The sequence below is a fragment of the Kitasatospora herbaricolor genome (assembly GCF_030813695.1).
Lineage (GTDB): Bacteria > Actinomycetota > Actinomycetes > Streptomycetales > Streptomycetaceae > Kitasatospora > Kitasatospora herbaricolor.
The window spans coordinates 1411856-1428465 of the sequence record NZ_JAUSVA010000002.1; the positions used below are offsets into that span (position 1 = coordinate 1411856).

8 protein-coding genes and 1 pseudogene are annotated in these 16610 nt (G+C 69.7%); 5 read left to right on the plus strand and 4 right to left on the minus strand.

Translation table 11 applies throughout. The features are described from left to right. Positions 1–556: 556 nt before the first annotated feature. Positions 557–2095, minus strand: coding sequence for a CocE/NonD family hydrolase (locus tag J2S46_RS06540; RefSeq protein WP_229913441.1), 1539 nt, complete (start codon positions 2093–2095; stop codon positions 557–559). A gap of 402 nt (positions 2096–2497) precedes the next feature. Then, complete coding sequence (locus J2S46_RS06545) at positions 2498–4201, minus strand: CAP domain-containing protein (RefSeq protein ID WP_191294730.1); 1704 nt, start codon at positions 4199–4201, stop codon at positions 2498–2500. Positions 4202–6249: 2048 nt separating this feature from the next. Here J2S46_RS06545 and J2S46_RS06550 point away from each other — a divergent pair. Together J2S46_RS06550 and J2S46_RS06555 are read left to right on the plus strand one after the other, a co-directional pair. After that, a complete protein-coding gene (locus tag J2S46_RS06550; protein ID WP_191294731.1) occupies positions 6250–8658 on the plus strand; it encodes an ATP-binding protein in 2409 nt (802 codons plus the stop codon). Between the two features lie 1328 nt (positions 8659–9986). Further along, positions 9987–11129 carry an ABC transporter substrate-binding protein gene (locus J2S46_RS06555; RefSeq protein WP_370882169.1) on the plus strand — a complete coding sequence of 381 codons (1143 nt, stop codon included), beginning with the start codon at positions 9987–9989 and terminating at the stop codon, positions 11127–11129. 923 nt (positions 11130–12052) lie between these two features. On the opposite strand, the gene J2S46_RS06560 is transcribed toward J2S46_RS06555, so the two are convergent. Next, entirely contained in the window at positions 12053–12400 is a 348-nt protein-coding gene (locus tag J2S46_RS06560; protein ID WP_191294090.1) for a glycosyltransferase family 2 protein, read from the minus strand. 128 nt (positions 12401–12528) lie between these two features. Between J2S46_RS06560 and J2S46_RS06565 the strand changes: the two are divergent. From J2S46_RS06565 to mihF, 3 genes and pseudogenes are all read left to right on the plus strand, one after another. Then, positions 12529–12705 (plus strand): annotated as a pseudogene (locus tag J2S46_RS06565) (NUDIX hydrolase); the annotation flags it as partial. Between the two features lie 13 nt (positions 12706–12718). Then, on the plus strand, positions 12719–12946 hold the full coding sequence (locus tag J2S46_RS06570; protein WP_229913336.1) for a hypothetical protein: 228 nt from the start codon (positions 12719–12721) through the stop codon (positions 12944–12946). Positions 12947–13037: 91 nt separating this feature from the next. Next, positions 13038–13391 (plus strand): integration host factor, actinobacterial type, encoded by a 354-nt coding sequence (gene mihF / locus J2S46_RS06575; RefSeq protein ID WP_442358317.1) that lies wholly within the window; start codon positions 13038–13040, stop codon positions 13389–13391. Between the two features lie 277 nt (positions 13392–13668). Here the strand turns inward: mihF and J2S46_RS06580 are convergent, their stop codons facing one another. Then, the gene (locus J2S46_RS06580; RefSeq protein ID WP_307349050.1) at positions 13669–16176 is read right to left on the minus strand and encodes a GH32 C-terminal domain-containing protein; all 2508 of its coding nucleotides are present in this window, start codon (positions 16174–16176) and stop codon (positions 13669–13671) included. Between the last annotated feature and the right edge of the window lie 434 nt (positions 16177–16610).

Sequence of the window (16610 nt, forward strand, 5' to 3'; positions counted from 1 at the left end):
GGGGGAGGGCAGTTCCAGCATCTGGCAGCCGACCGCGTTGGGCTGCCGGACGATGGAGCGGGCCTCGGTGGTGTGCAGGGAGAAGACGAACGGTCCGGGCACCAGCAGCACACGGCAGAGGCCGGCCGTCACTTGGTGGACCAGTCGCTCCAGCGCGGGCACCGGCCCACGGGAGCGGCAGCCGTTGTCCAGATGGACCACCGACTCGGGCAGCCCGAGCAGACTGGCCATCCGGCAAACGGCGCTGCAGGTGGCCTTCCCTCTGCCACCTGTCGTACGGATAGCAGCGCAGGTAGATCGCCGTTCCCCGGTGGCGCTTCGAGCGGTGTTGATGCGCATGACGTCCGCCTCCTCCAAGGACCTCCGGAGGCGCCCGACTCGGGGTTGAGAATCTGATGTCCGCCTCTGTTCCCAGAGAACGCCGACGGGCAATTCGAGTCCATGGTCCGGGAACTCGGGTTCGGCTACATCTCGCGTCATTCGCAAGGGAACGATAGGTAGTCCACCCCGTATCCGGACTCCCCCTCCGCAGGCCCACACTGGGCGGCCTGCCTCATCACCGGGGGATAACCGGCAGGAGGATGCGGCTGGGGTGTGCGGGGTTGTGGAAGACCGTCTGCCGGGCCGTGCGCAGGATGGTCGCCTCACTGGGAGGGGCGCCGGTGTTGGGATTGCGGTCCCAGCGGGGGAAGCTGCTGGAGGTGATCTGGACGCTCAGACGGTGCCCGGCCGGGAAGACTTGGCCGGTCGACCAGAGGTCGATCCGATGTTCGTCCGGTTCGCCTGGCCGACATCGGATGCGGCGGATCCCGTCCGCGATGTTGAGGGATCGTCCCTCCTGGTCGACGTCGCACAGGCGGGCGACCCAGTCGGTGGAGGGCGCGTCGCTGGCCGCATCGAGTAGCACGGTGAGGCGGCCGGTGACTTCCAGGTCATGGCTCAGCGGCTCGCTGGTGTAGACAAGGACGTCGGGGCGTTGCTCAACGGCGCGCTGGTCCTGCGGGCCCGGCGGGTAGGCGCTGGCCATCAGCAGGTTTCCGCCGCAGGTCGCCACTGGGTCGGTGGGGTCGTAGCAATAGGAGTCGGGATCCTCACCGTGGTGCGGGGGTCGCTGGGAGAGCTTGCCCTGAGCGTGCAGGTAAAAGGAGGTCTGCGTGGCGCGGGCCAGGGGCCAGGTGTCTTCGTCGCGCCAGCGGTCCGGGCCCATGACGAAGATCTTGACGGGTGCGGTCTCGGGCTCCGGAGAGAGCGCCGTGGGGGGTTTGAGCCAGCGGTCGAGCCAGTCGAGGCGTCGGGCGATCAGGGACGACGTCAGGTCGAGGGAGGCGGCACTGGCGGCGGTTCCGTAGTCGACCTGGCCGACCCGGCTGAGATGGCCGCTGGCGTGGTCCCAGGGACCCATCGTCAGTTGGGCGGGCCATCCGGTGGCGGCCATGGCGGTGTAGTTGTCCAGGACTCCTTGGGCGAAGACGTCATACCAGCCGCCCGCGTGAAAGGTGGGCAGCGAGATCCTGGAGTGTCTGCCCGCGACGCGGGTGTCGTCCTCGGCGGCGGGATCGTCCTGGGCACGTTCGAAGCCCACTTCCGGGATGCGGTGGCGGGCGAAGGCGGGGAATCGGCCGGCGGGCAGTTCCCAGTAGGTTCGGTCCTTGAGGTGGTCGAGGTCGGCGATCAGGGCGAGCGTCGCGGCCCGGCGCTGGGCGGGGTCAGCCGGGCCTGTGCGAGTGAGGTAGTCGATGCCCAAAACGAGCGACAGGTATCCGCTGAGGCCAAGTTCAATGGCGCCGCCGCGGGTCCACAGGCCGTCGTGGGGGTCTGACCAGGTGAAGGTGGGCGTCAGAACCTTGAGTTCCGGGGGTGCGGCCAGGGCGGCCATCCACTGGGCGTTGCCCAGATAGCTGGCGCCGATCATGCCGACATCTCCGGTGGAGCGGGGCAGCCCTGCGGCCCACCGCACGGTGTCGTAGCCGTCGTGGGCCTCGTGGGTCAGGGGCTGCCACCGGCCCTGGGAGGAGGCCCGCCCGCGGGTGTTCTGCACGATCACCAGGTAGCCGCGCTTGACCGCGGCGACCGGGTCCAGCCCCGCCGCAATCATCGGCAAGGACTTCTCGTACGGGGTCCTGGCGAGGAGAGCCGGCCACGGGCCTGGCCCCCGGGCCGATAGACGTCCGCGTACAGCAGGACGCCGTCCCGCATCGCGACGGGGACTTCGAAGTCGACTTCCATGCGCTCAGTCATGATCCACGTGCCTTCCACAGCCGCCAGCCGGGGTGTTTTGCCGGGCGGACATGTGATGCGAGGGTGGCGTTTGCGGTGGTACCCGTCCTCGTCAGCCGGTCCCATCGGGTCATCCGGCACGGCCGCTCGACATTGCAAGGTTACCGGGATCTGCAACAAATCTTCGGCCCGACCAGCGACGGATGTGCACCTTGAATCCTTCCCCACCTTCGAGCCGGACGAGTGGATGAGAAAGCCGCTACAGCGGTTACCCTGCCGGTCAGGAGAACAGCTCGGACCAGGTGCCGTTGCCGTAGGGCTTGATGCCACCACTGTTGTATCCGACACCGATTCGCGTGTAATCGCAGTTGACGATGTTCCGGTAGTGACCGCCACTCGGTCCTTCCGAGTACCAGCCCTGGAACGTGGCGTCCGGTGAGCTTGAACCGGCCGCCAGATTTTCGCCGACCGATCCGATGAAACCGAGCCTCTTGGCACGGTCGTTGACCGTTTCACCGGAAGGAGAGGTGTGGCCGAAATACTGCTTGGCCATCTCCTCGTTCACGTGATCCCGAGCTATCAGCACCAAGGTGCTGTCGGCCTTCAGACGGCTCTTGCAGCCGGCCCTGTCCCGAGCGTCGTTCGTGAGGTCGACAACCCTTTGCTCCAGCGGTGTCATGAGGGCGGCCTTCGGAGGGGCGGCGGGGTCACCGCTGCCACTGCCGGTGGCACGCGATGCTGAACCCGAAGCTGTCGGCTTCAGGGACGGTGCACCGAGCGCTACGTTCTCTGCCTCCGCGACTCCGGGGGAAGGAAGGGAAGACGGCGCCGAAACCGGCGAAGGCGTGGCTGGCGCGGAGGTGGCCGACCGCGCCTCCGCCGGCGTTTCCGCGGCCCCGGGGGCGCCCCGCCCGTCGGCGGCAGGGGCGCTGACCCTGCCCGAAGCCTTGTGTTCCTGGCCGGTCATGCTTCTGGCCGCAACAACGGTCAGCCCTGCGATCGCGCAGGTGGCAGAGGCTGCCAACACCACGTTGCGAATGGTCTTCCCACGACGGCGGGAGGGGGACGCGTATGTCACCTTGATGGTCCTGTCCTGATGAACGGTACGGAAGGTTTCCGCCGCTGTGGCGGACGAGTCGCGTCCTGCAGGGAAGGACGTCGATGCGGAGAGTTCGGAAGGCGTCCCTGGCTGCGGTGCGGGCGGGATCGCAGACGGGCCGTACCCTGTGGCGAGGCCCGTCGGAACCACTTGCCTGTCGGCCAGGGCCACGAGCAACCCGGCTGGAACACCGACAAGCATGAAGTCGGCCAACAGCCGTTCAGTACGTACGAGGCGGTCCGAAAGACCTGCGCAGGCGGCGCAGCGGCGCAGATGTCGCGCGGTGCGCTTGCGCCACAAGGAGCAGGGAACGTTGTCCCAGGCGGTGATGGTGGCCTGCAGCCCCGCACACCTGGGCCGGGTGTTCAACGCCTCGACCAGGGTGCGCGAGATCTGCAGCTGCGCGTGCATCCGCTGGATGCGGACGGCGGCGTGTGCGGGTGACAGACCGAGAGCGGCGGCGACGTCGCAGCGGTTCATCTCACCGATGATCTCCAGCCACCACAGTGACAACAGGTCCTGGTTGACGGGGTCGAGCCAGCGGGCGGCCTCGACAGTGCGGCGGCGCTGTTCCGACAGATCCAACTTCAGGGCCGACAGCTTGGTGAAGCTCGCCCCTGCGCCGCCGGTCCGGACGGCAGCCTCATCGATCATCCCTGTGCGCTCGGAATCCCTGTGCAGCCGCCGCCGGCGGTCGTCGACCTGATGCAGGGCAATGGCCGACAACCAGCCCTTGAAACGCTCCGGGTCGCGAAGCGCCCGTATGTCTCTTATCGCACGAAGCATTGTCTCCTGTACGACATCGTCGATATCGGCCTGCCCGGTGAGGCCTCGCTCGACAATTGCGTACGTCATCGGCAGGCAGAAGCTCAAAAGCTCCTGCATAGCAGCCCGATCTCCTCCTTGAGCTGCGACGACCAGGGCAGCCGGTGAACGCTGCCCGTCGTCAGGGTGACTCATCGAAAAATCCTCTCCTGCTCTTACCTATCGACCGACTGGGACGTTATCCGGACTTGAAGCGTTCGAACAATGACGAACGGCACCAAGAAATTGTGTTACCCGCGGAGCCCGTCCGGCGCCCGGCCGTCGCTCGGCTCAGAAGGGAAGCTCCAGCTGCGAACGCAAGGCAGCAGGTCGGTCAACAGCAGGAGGATCGTCATCCGATCGAACACCACTGAAAAGGGCCCAATGAAAACGTTATTTCCGCGGGTTCGACTCGGCCGGAAGGACTCCGCCTCACCACGCTCACGTCGTTGCCGGCGCCGCCGCTCCCCTGCTCGCTCCCGGTCGGACAAGCCGAGCGGCCGAGTTCGAGCCGGTCAAGACCTCCCCCTGATCCCTTTCGCCTTCCCGCCCGCTCGAAGTCCGCGCAGCCGCCGGGCCGGTCGCTGCCGACGACCTACTGGGAGAGGGAGCGGTGGTGGCATTCGAAGGGTTCAGGACCGCCTAGCAGTGGAGGCGGAGGCCGATCGGGGGGAGCGTGCTCGATGGCGTCGATGACGACTTCTGCGACGACGAGTAGGACTTGACCGTCGATCTCTGTGTCCATGCCCCAGGCGCTGAGGTCGGTGCGGGCGCGCCGGCGGGCGGCGCCGGCGGATTCGGAGTGGTGGGCAACCTCCCAGACCGCTGGGGTTCTGCTCGGCGGTGAGCCGCCGGGCGGCTCGGGGGGGCGGTCGTGGAACCCGCCGCACCGTCGGCAAGGCCGGGCGGCGTGTCGGTGGGGATGGTGACGGTGGTGTCCATGGAAGGTCTCCTCTGCATGTCTTCCGCCACGAGGGGGTTGACACGGGAGCGGTCATCCGAAGTCGCATCTGCGAAAACCATGTCCTCCACCCTCACCCGGCAGGCCGACACGCACACCGGGGGTACTACGCGGAAACTACCTGTGCCTGCCGATGCGGGTATGAGTGAGCGCCGCCGGGCCGGTTCGCACGTGGTCCTGAGCACCTGCCCTGCGGCGTCCACGGGCCGGGCTGTCCAGGGCTGCGTCTCGTCACGGTCGAGGGTGTTGCCGTCCGCGTCGACTCGGCTGTGCGGCGGAGTCGCAGGCAGGTCCCTTCAAGTCGGCCCAATCTTCGCGAGGGGGCCCGGTCTCCCGGCAGCCCGGTACCCGGTCCCCGATCGCCGCCGTACGAACGAGGTGGCCTTCGCTCCGCCGACGCCTGTGTGACATTTTTCTGACCAACCGTCAGTAATCCGTCAGGCGTGCCCCGCTGCAGCACAGAGCACACCCCACCCCTGCTCACCGGCCCCACCGATCGGACCGAAAATGACCAACCCCCGCTCCACCACCCGGCGGCGCCTGGCCGCCACCGCCTCGGCCGCCCTCGTGGCCGCCACCACGCTCGTGGCCACCACCGCCCTCCAGGTCGTGTCCGCCCCGCCCGCGGCCGCCCTCGACAACCACCTCGGGCGCACCCCGCAGATGGGGTGGAACAGTTGGAACAAGTTCCGCTGTGCCGTCACAGCTACCGACATCAAGGGTGCCGCGGATGCCATCGTCGCCAACACGACCGGGGGCGGGGCCGCATCGGCCGCGCCCCTCCGAGCGCCGCTCGACCCTGTGATCGCCATGACGCTGCCACTCCCTGACGATCCGTCCGCCATTTCGTGGCCCGCAACGGCGCTCCCGGTCTCCCGGTCGGCCATGACTTGCACCCCAGGTCGATCACGATCGAAAAGTGGTTCACCGGGCAGCCGAGACTGCGAGGTGTCCGGCAGCGCGGAGCTCTCCGCCACCACGGCCGGGTCGGACAGGCATTCGCGCTCGGCGGCTCACCTTCGACACGGTCGGCGAAACGCGACCGTCGACCTCGCGATCGCCGGGCAGCGGTCCTCGACGAGTCCGGCGGTTCGTCGTCCGGCACCGGGTCGGACCCTCGCGCCGGTCTCCGTTGCCCGCCCAGGGGCAGGCGGTCTAGCCTGCGGGTATGGGTGAGTCCGAACGGCGGAGCCGGGGCGCGGCCAACGCCGGTCTTCCCGCCGAACTGACCAGCTTCGTCGGGCGCAGGCGGGAGATCGCCGAGGTGAGAGGCCTGCTGTCCACCGCCCGCGTGGTGACCCTGCTAGGCCCGGGCGGTATCGGCAAGACACGGCTGGCACTGCGGGTCGCCGACCAGGTCCGTAGGGCGTTCACGGAGGGGGTCGCGTTCGTCGACCTCGCTCCGGTGCGGGACGCGGACCTGCTCGCCTACACGGTCAGCGATGCCCTGAACATCGCGAGCCGTAGTCCGCACGACCAGGTGGACGTCATCACGGACTTCCTGCGGGACCGGCAGACGCTGCTGGTGCTCGACAACTGCGAACACCTGGTTGACGCCTGCGCGGATCTGGTCAACACCGTGCTCCGCGCCGCCCCCGACGTGCGGGTGTTGGCCACGAGCCGGCAGCGTCTCGGAGTCACGGGGGAACGCCTGTGGCAGGTGCCGCCGCTGGCCGTACCGGATCCGGACCGAACCGGTCAGCCCGCCGCCGTCCCGGAGTCCGAAGCGCTGGCGCTGTTCGCCGCACGGGCCGCGACGGTGAGCGACTTCGTCCTCACCGAGGACAACTGGCCCGAGGTGTCGCGGCTGTGCCGCAGGATGGACGGCCTGCCGCTGGCCATCGAACTAGCCGCGGCCGGCACCAGGGTCCTCTCCCCCGGCGACATCCTGGAGCGGCTCGACGGCAGGGTCCGCATCCTCGCCTCCACCGACCGTGGTGCACCCTCCCGCCACCGCACCCTGGGGGCGGTCGTGGACGGGAGCTACGACCTGTGCTCACCGCAGGAACGGCTCCTGTGGTCCCGGATGTCCGTCTTCGCCCGCGGCTTCACCCTGCCCGCCGCCGAGCAGGTCTGCAGCGACGAGAGCATTCCCCCCGACACCGTCCTCGACCTGGTCACCGGCCTGGTCGACAAGTCGATCCTGATTCCCGAACGGCATCCCACCGAGATCCACTACCGCCTCCTGGACACCCTCGCCCGCTACGGCCGGGACCGGCTCCGCGAAGCCGGTGAGGAGGACGCCGTCCGCCGCCGCCACCGGGACTTCTACGCCGCCATGTCCACACGGTTCTCCACCGAGTGGTTCGGCCCCGGCCAGGTCGAGCAGGCCCGGCGGATGCGGGCGGAGCACGCCAACCTGCGGGCCGCCCTGGACCACTGCCTCACCACACCCGGCGAGGGCCGGGCCGGTTTGGTCATGGCAACCGACCTCATCCACTACTGGGTGGCATGCGGGCACATCACCGAGGGCCGGCACTGGCTCGAGCGGGCACTCGCCCTCAACCCCCAACCCACCCCGGAACGGGCCAGCGGGCTGCGCCGGCTCGGTTCCATCGCCGCGAGACAGGGCGACGCGGCCACCGCCGTCCCTGCGCTGGAGGAGTGCCGGGCCATCGCCCGTCGACTGGGAGACGGCGTCCTGGACGCGGAGGCCATGGCCATGCTCGGGCAGGCCGCCATCACCGCAGGAGACCCCGAAGCGGGTCTTCCCTACCTGCAGGAGTCGGCCGAGCGCCTGCGCCGGCTACACCACCCACCGGAGCAGTACATCTATCTCCCGCTCCTCGTAGCCCTGGCCAAGCTCCAGCTCGGCGCATTCGACCAGGCGGCCGTAGCGGCCGAGGAGGCCTGCCGGCTCTGCTCCCGGTCCGGCGACCGCTGGTACCTGGCCGCGGCCCTCCTCCACATCGGATACGCCGAGATCGGCCGGGGCAATCCGGCCGCAGCCGCCGCGTACGCCGTCCGAGCCATGGACATTGCCCACGACTTCGACGACCCCACGACCGTCGGTCTGGCACTGCTCTGCCTGGCTTATACCGCCATGGCGACCGGAGATCACCGACGCGGCGCCGTGCTCACGGGAATCTGCCGCGGCATCTGGCAGCAGGCCGGCATGTCTCTCGGCATCGCGGCCCTCTTCAGCCCGACGATGCAGCCACTCGAAGCCGCGGCCAGCGCCGAACTCGGCGAAACCGAATTCCGGGGCGCAGTGGCCTACGGCACCGGGCTCGACCTCGACCAGGCCGTCGCGTTCGCGCACGGCGCCGACAGCGCGGCCATGGACCGGCCCGGCCGGAGTGACAGTCCGCTGACCAGACGCGAACGGCAGGTCGCGGATCTCGTGGCCGAGGGCCTGTCGAACAAGCAGATAGCGGCCGACCTGGTCATCTCCCAGCGCACCGCCGAAGGCCACATCGAGCACATCCTCACCAAGCTCGGCTTCTCCTCCCGCACACAGATCGCCGCCTGGGTCGTCCGGACCGCAAACACCGTGCAGCATCCCCCCGCGAGGCACCAGAGGGCGTCGCCACCTCCGGCGGCCGGTACCCCGCTGCCTCCGGGCCAGCACACCTGAGGGCGATCGAGGGCGTTGAAACGCGGGCGGGGTCTGTCCATTGAACGGCTGTGTCCCGCAATCGGCGGTAGCGCTGTGTAGTGGTCACTGGATGAGGATGGGTGGCGTAGCAGGGGGAACGCGGCTCGGCCGTGCATCTGTCTCATGATCCGTTTGGTTCGCGTGTCGGTGCCTCGCGTCCTGGCCCCCGTGCCGCACACCATCGGAGGCCAGGCTGAATCAGCCGGAACTCCTGACAAAACCGATTGCCCCGACGCTCTCACCATCACATGTTTGCGTCAACATCACAATGGTGCAAGTGATCGTGAGGTCCCGCTGTTCTCCCTGCACTGCGACCCGGCGCGGGGGTCCGGGTCCGCTGCAGGTGGGAGACGCGGCCCGCCGGTTGGTGGTGTCGACCATCCTGATGGGGGGTGGATTCCTGGCCGTCCGGTCCTGCCGCTGAGTGGTCGCGGAGGCCAGCTGCGCCGTCCGGGCAGCGGCGGTCCCAGCCTGCTCGCCCCGGCCAGCCCTCAGCGGTGCCGCCGTCCGTTTGTTCCGAGGCACCCTCGTCGCACTGCGGCTTGCGCCCATCCGTCCCGGCCTTTCGGTGGCCGGGAGAGGTGACTTCGGGTCGACATCCTGGCGGGGCGGCGCGGCCCCGCTCCTGCCGCCGGCCGGGGCGCCCCTTCACCTTCAGGTGGCCCAGGTCGGCGAGCCGGGGAGTGGAGATGTCCTGCAGGGCGCAGATGACCGCGCTGAACTCTCGGCCGATCGCACGGCGCCAGCAGGCCAGCTCCCGCAGCAGAGTCGCACCGCTCCGTCGCCCGCGGCCGGCGGACCGGCGTTGAAGCCGCGGCCCCGCTCGCGGCTCGGCCGGCAGATCCTCGTCCAGGCTCTCGAAGGCGTCCCGCCACCTCTCCGGCCGCTACCCGTACACCTTCAGCACGGCATGCGGCGCGCCATGGACGGCGGCCTGGTGCGGGGAACGCGGACGGTGTCGGCCGGCACCCGGTCCGCACCCGGTCGAGGGTCCGGCGACTGCCTCGCCCGGTCGGCGAAGCATTCGTCGGAGTCCTCGGCCCCGGCTACGATCCGCGACTGCCGGGCGGTAGAACCGCAGGTCGGCAGAGTAGGCTGAAACTAACCGTCACCGCGGCCGGGAGGACGGCCGGCGGCGCGTCCGGGCGACATCGTTGCCGGCGCGTCCGGGGCTGCGCGCGACGTGACGGTGCTCAAGGCCGCGGTGTAGCCGCGGCCACCAGGAACGTTTCAGCCGTCTCGGAGGGGCGGAACGTTCCGAGAGACCTCCAAGCCCTTCCGAAGGCACGCGTCCGAAGGCAGGCATCGTGGCTGTTTCTCCTCGGCGTCGCGCGTACGCCGTCGCCGCGTGCCTCTGTGCCGTGGCCCTGGGGCTCGGCGGCAGCGGCTTGGTCAGGGCTGGGCAGCCGGTGGCTCCGGACCGGGCCGCGTCCGCCCAGGCCGCGGGTGGGATGGACGCACTGATCAGCGCCGCGAAGGCGGAGGGCCGGCTCACCACGAGCGCCCTGCTGCCCCACTGGGCGGGCTACGGGGCTCTGATGGACGGATTCGCCCAGAAGTACGGCATCAAGGTCGTCGACGACAATCCGGACGGCAACAGCCAGCAGGAGATCGACGACGTCAAGCGCCTCAAGGGGCAGCCGCAGGCACCCGACGTGCTCGACCTCGGGGAGGTCTTCGCCCAGTCCGCGGTGCGGGAGGGTCTGCTGGCCCCGTACCGCACCGTCGTGTACGACCAGATCCCGTCCTCCCAGAAGGACGGCAAGGCCCGCTGGGTCAACAGTTACAGCGGCTACGTCTCCATCGGCTGCGACGCCAACCGCGTCAAGACCTGCCCCGTCTCCTTCAACGACCTGCTCAAGCCCGAGTACAAGGGCATGGTCGCGCTGACCGGCAAGCCGGCGACCGCCGCGTCGGCCTTCGCGGCCGTGTACGCGGCCGCCCTGGCGAACGGCGGCTCGTTCGACAACATCCAGCCGGGGATCGACTTCTTCGCCGACCTGGACAAGGCCGGAAACTACAACCGCGCCAACGCCTCGGTCAGCGCGATCGCCGGCGGCCAGACACCGATCGCCATCGAGTGGGACTTCCTCAACCTCCAGCACGCCGACGAGCTCAAGAAGTCGGGCGTGCAGTGGAAGGTCTCCATCCCGTTCGACGGCAGCTTCTCCCAGAGCTACGCGCAGGCCGTCAACAAGGACGCCCCGCACCCCGCCGCGGCCCGCCTCTGGGAGGAGTACCTCGCCGGCCCGGAGGGCCAGAACCTGCGGCTGGTGGACTTCGCCCGCCCGGTGCTGATGGACGCGATGGCGAAGAACGGCACTCTCGACACCGCACTCGCCGGCGGACTGCCGACCGTCGAGGGTACGCCCACCTTCCCGACGGAGGCGCAACTGGCCAAGGCGCACGAGACCGTCCGGACCAACTGGCCCACGGCCGTGCTCGGCTGACCGACCCGACGGACCGGGCACGGTCAGTCCGACGCGATGTCATGACCGGCCGGCCGGCGGGCCCCGGACGTGGGTGCGTGCAGGAACCGCGCCGGCGGTGGTCCCTGGCCCGGTCCGTGTACGGTGCCGGGCGTGCCGGCGCCCGGCGAATCGATCCCAGGCCGCAGCCCCCTCGGTCGTGTTCATCCGGCTGATGTCGAGCACGCTGGCGTGCAGGGCCTGTACGAGCTGGTCCGTTGCCAGCCGCTCACCACTGCTCGCGTGGCGCAGCAACTGTCGGCGACGGCCGAAAGCGGGTTCTGGATCACTGAAAGTGATCCAGAACCACGGTTCGCGCGCCACCGACAGCAACTCGGTCCAGAGAATCTGGCATACGATCCTTACGTAGGGAGAACCACGAGCGGTGGCAGCATCACGTGAAACGCTGATGAACTCCGTTAGCGTGCCGTCCGCAAGGCCCCGCTCGAGTCGACGCCCAGTGGCGCATGTCGCCTGCAATCTCGGCGTCCACGGGGAAGCGCTGCGGTCCTGGGCCCGCCAGACCTACGCCGGCGGGCGCGACGACCGCCTGAGCAGCTCGGAACTCGGCTCGTCCGACACGGCAACCTTCCGTGGATGTACCTACAGGCTCACGGCCGGCCCGACCGGTGGATGCGGGGGACGGACGTTCTTCGGACCGTCAATATGCGGCCCCACCTCCGAGGGTGCATCGCTGCCTGCTCGCCCGGGCCTCAGGGCAGGCCCCGCCGCGGTCGCGCACCGCGTGCGGTCAACCCGGCGTGACCAGCTGGTCCACCGTCCGGCCGAGCCGCGGGACCATGCCCGCGTGACCCGCACCCCGCACCCCGTACCCCGCACACCAGCCTTCCCCAGCTCCGCGCCGCCTGCGCGTAGGACGCGGACCGCCTTCCGGTGCGCCTGCGCTACACGATCGGGGGGCGGCCCGCGCGGGTGAGGCGCCAGGCGGTGCGCCAGGACATCGGGCGGCGTTCTCCGTGGCCACCGCGCAGGCCCTGGTGGAACCCCGAGGCCCAGGTGGCCAGGGCCTTGCGGTCCCGGGTCCTGGCCACAGTGATCAGCACCCATACCGTCAGGTAGACGGGGATGAGCACGGCGGGGAGACGTCGGTAGGCGATCCAGACGCGATTACGGGCGACCAGGCGCAGGTAGAGGGTGTGGCGGGCGGGGTCGCTTGCGGGGTGGTGGACGACGATCCCGGGGGCGTACCAGCCGTTGTATCCGAGGTCGGCCAGACGCCAGCAGAGGTCCAAACCCCAAGGTCCAGCGGGGCCTCGCCCGCGACGGAAGGGAGGCTGCTGCCGGATGAGCGGCGTGCGTCGGCCGGGCGGGGTCGGTGGCCGGTTGCGGGAATATCGGTAGTGAGGGGAGGAGGCGGGTGATGGCTGCGGTACGGGTCGATGTCGCGTACGCGCTGGTGAGTGACGAGGGCGGGGAGCGGGTGCTGCTGGTGCGCAACCGGGACACCTGGAGTCTGCCGGGCGGCCGGCGGGAGGGCGGCGAGAGCCTCGCGGAGGCAGCTGTGCGCGAGACCAAGGAGGAAGCCGGCGTCGTCGTCGAGGCGGGGCGCGGTGGTGCACGTCGGCGAACGGATCGACGGCGAGCTGCACGACTTGTTCGTCGTCTTCCGTGTCACGTTGGTTTCGGGCACACCGTCGGCCCCTCACTTCGACGAGGACGTGTCCGAGGTGGCCTGGGTGCCCGTGGCGCGGGCCGGCGAGCTGATGCCGTGGTACGCCGGCGGGGTCCAGGCGCTGTTGGCGGCGGGTGGCGCCGGTTACGGCACCACCCGCCGGTGAACCCGGCCCACGTCGCGCGGTGGTCCGACCTGGGCCGGGTGGCGGTGGAGAATTTCCGTAAACCCCTGGTGGCGGCTCTCGCGATGGGGTGATGATGATCGCCTCGAACCCGTACGACGACGGGATGCTCGTGGCTCTGCCCCAACTGTCCGCCGAGGTCCGCGCAGCGGCGCTGGACAAGGCGATGGCCGTGCGCCGCGAGCGCGGCGAGATCCTGGGCTCGCTCAAGAGCGGCGCCGTCTCGCTGCCGGATGTTCTGGACCGCGAGGACACCGTCGTCGGGAAGACCTCGGTGCGCCGTCTGCTGGAGGCCCTGCCGGGCATCGGCAAGGTCCGCGCCGACAAGCTGATGGCCGAGGTCGGGATCTCCGACAGTCGCCGCGTCCAGGGCCTGGGCCCGCGCCAGCGCGAACGCCTTCTCGAACTCCTGGCATCCCAGGGGTGATCGACCCCGTGGCAGAGGTCCCCGGCCCCGCCTCGCACTGTTCCTGCTCTTGCAGTGTCTGCGACCGGCCGATCGAACAAGGTGGCTCCACCAGGTGTGGATCTCCCTGCGGGTGGCGGCGGCGATGCCGGAGCGCTACTTGACCGCAAACGCGGAGTGACGCCGTGCAGGGGCCGCCCACCGCTGGCCAGGAGACGTTCCGTCAGGACACGAAGGGATCAGGGCTGCCCCGGAGCGCGGGTGGGGAGGTGCGCTCCGGGGCTGTGGGCGGTGCCGGTCAGCGGTTGGCCCAGATGGAGTTCAGTTCCTGGGCACTGAAGGCGTCCAGGGATGCGCTGCCGCCGGTGGCGTAGGCAGAGACGCCGTTGTTGGAGGGGTTGGGAAAGATCTGGTCGGTCAGAACTACCTGGCCGTCCGCGGCGTACACCTCGACGGAGGAGGTATCCACGACGACGCGCAGCTGCAGCTTGCCGTCCGCGTCGAGGCTGAGCGGTGCGCGGTGCACGGCGGCGAAGTTCCCGCCGAAGGAGGAGTCTCCCGAGCGTGTCCGGTCGACGTACAGCTCCTGGGTGGTGGTGTCGTAGCCGATGCGGGTCTCCTGGCCGCCTCCGGTGTGGACCTTGAGGCCGAAGTCGTTCGCGGTGCCGGCCCGCAGGGTGGCCGTGATGTCGAGCAGGCTGCCCTGCGTGTTCAGGGGCACGGCGGCACCGGCCGCGACGGCCGTCGTCGGCGCGGTGCTGACCGTCCCCGTCCGCAACTGCTCCAGTTCCTTGATCGGCACCTGCACCAGCTGCAGGGCGCCGTTCACCGTCTTCAGCGAGAGCTCCCGGGGCAGGGAGTCTGCGCTGCGCCAGGGGGAGGTGGGGATGTTCCCGCCGTACTGCCAGTTGTTCATCCAGCCGATGACGACGCGGCGGCCGGCGGGCTCGTCGTTGAAGGAGGTGGCGGCGTAGAAGTCGGCTCCGTAGTCCATCCAGTGGACGTTCGAAGCCTGGTTCTGGACGGGCTCGTCGGTGAGGGTGAACTGGTCGGCGTTGATGTGGCCCCAGCCGCCGGAGTTGTTGTCGACGATCTGGATACGGGCCTGCTTGCCGGCCACGCTGCGCAGGTCCCACTGGACGGGGTCGAGTGCCTCGTTGTCCTTACCGGTGACGGTCCTGACCACCGCGCCGTCGACCACCAGGTTGACGGCGGTGGGGCTGGCCTGGGAGTTCGGGTGGTTGCCGCCGCCGACCAGGAAGTTCAGGTACGGCTTGTCCACCGTGAAGGCAGGGGAGGTGAGAGTACCGGTGATCGAGTCGCCCTGGAGGAAGGAGTTGACGAGCCCCTTGCCGAGATAGCCGGTCACCTGGTTCTGGTTGGCCAGGGTGCCCTGGGCGGGGCCGGTGCCGAAGGCGGCGCCGGTGGTCGCCCAGGCCCCGTAGGTGCTCCCCTCGAAGTCGGCGAGGACATTCGGGCCCTGGTCGGTGAGGGTGAACTGGTCGGCGTTGATGTGGCCCCAGCCGCCGGTGTTGTTGTCGACGATCTGGATACGGGCCTGCTTGCCGGCCACGCTGCGCAGGTCCCACTGGACGGGGTCGAGTGCCTCGTTGTCCTTGCCGGTGACGGTCCTGACCACCGCGCCGTCGACCACCAGGTTGACAGTGGTGGGGTTGGGCTGGGAGTTGGGGTGGTTGCCGCCGCCGACCAGGAAGTTCAGGTACGGCTTGTCCACCGTGAAGGCAGGGGAGGTGAGAGTACCGGTGATCGAGTCGCCCTGGAGGAAGGAGTTGACGAGCCCCTTGCCGAGGTATCCGCTGACGCTCTGCTGGCCCGGGAGGGTGCCCTGAGCGGGGCCGGTGCCGAAGGCGGCGCCGGTGGTCGCCCAGGACCCGTAGGTGCTCCCCTCGAAGTCGGCAAGGACCGTTCCCGCGGGCGGCGTGGAGGTGGCGGGCCCGTCCGGGGTGAAGGTCGTGCCGTCGAAGTCGCCGACGAAGTACTGCGCGGCGGAGGTGTTCTGGGGGCCTCCGGGATTGATGTTGACGACCAGGACCCATTTGGTGTGCGACGGGTCGCCGTCCACCGGGAGCTGGAAGAGGTCCGGGCACTCCCACAGGCCGCCGGTGGCGCCGGCCGGTCCGAAGTCGCTGAGCTTGGTCCAGGTCTTCAGGTTCGGGGAGGAGTAGAAGCTCACCTTGTGGTCGGCGGACAGGGCGACCGTCATGAGCCAGCTGTTGGTCTGGGCGTTCCAGAAGACCTTGGGGTCGCGGAAGTTCTGGGAGCCGATGTTGAGGACGGGGTTCCCGGCGTACTTGGTCCAGGTGGTGCCGCCGTCGGTGGAGTAGGCCAGCGACTGAGCCTGCACTCCGTCGGACTTGTGGTAGCTGGTGTAGATCGCGACCAGCGGGGGATTCGTGCTGGTACCGAAGCCGGTGGTGTTGTTCTTGTCGAGGACGACTCCGCCGGAGAAGACCATCTCGTTGGCGTCCTGCGGGAGGGCGATCGGCTGCTCGGTCCAGTGGACCAGGTCGGGGCTGGTCGCGTGTCCCCAGGACATGTTGCCCCAGGTGTTCCCCGAGGGGTTGTACTGGAAGAAGAGGTGGTACGTGCCCTTGTACCAGATCGGGCCGTTGGGGTCGTTCATCCAGTTCTGGGCGGGCGAGAAGTGCAGTTGGGGCCGGTAGGTCTCGGTGTACGAAGTCTGCGCGTCGGCTGAGGGGGCGAGGAGCGCCAGGCCGAGGACGGCGCTGGCGGAGAGGGCCAGCAGGCGCTTGGAGCGGTGGTGCGTGACGGTTCGGTCGCGCATGGGGGTCTCCTCGGGTTCGGGCCTCCCGGACGGGCGGGGTACCCGTGCGGGTGGGTCCTCGGGAGCGGCGTGCCGGAGGGCATGCGGTGCGGCAGGCCGCGGGGTGGGGATGGCGCGGAGTTCTCTCGGCGGAGGCCCGGGACGGATGGGGCCGGGTCCCGGGCTCCGGGTCCGGACGGGACGCACCCCGCGCCCCGTACGGCTACGGGGCCGGGTGGACCGTGCGGGGGCGGGCACCCTCAAGCCGGCCCCCGCACGGGGCTCTTGGTTGCTCCGGTAGGAGCCGAGGTGCCAGAGCTTGAGGCTGGCGAGGCGGGCGGAGCCGCCCGAGGCGAACAGCTGGACGCTCTGGGTGCTGGGGGCGGTGAGTCGGTGATCACGGCCTGGCCCTGGCCGCCGAACGCCTCCACCGAGGACCACTCGATGAAGGACCC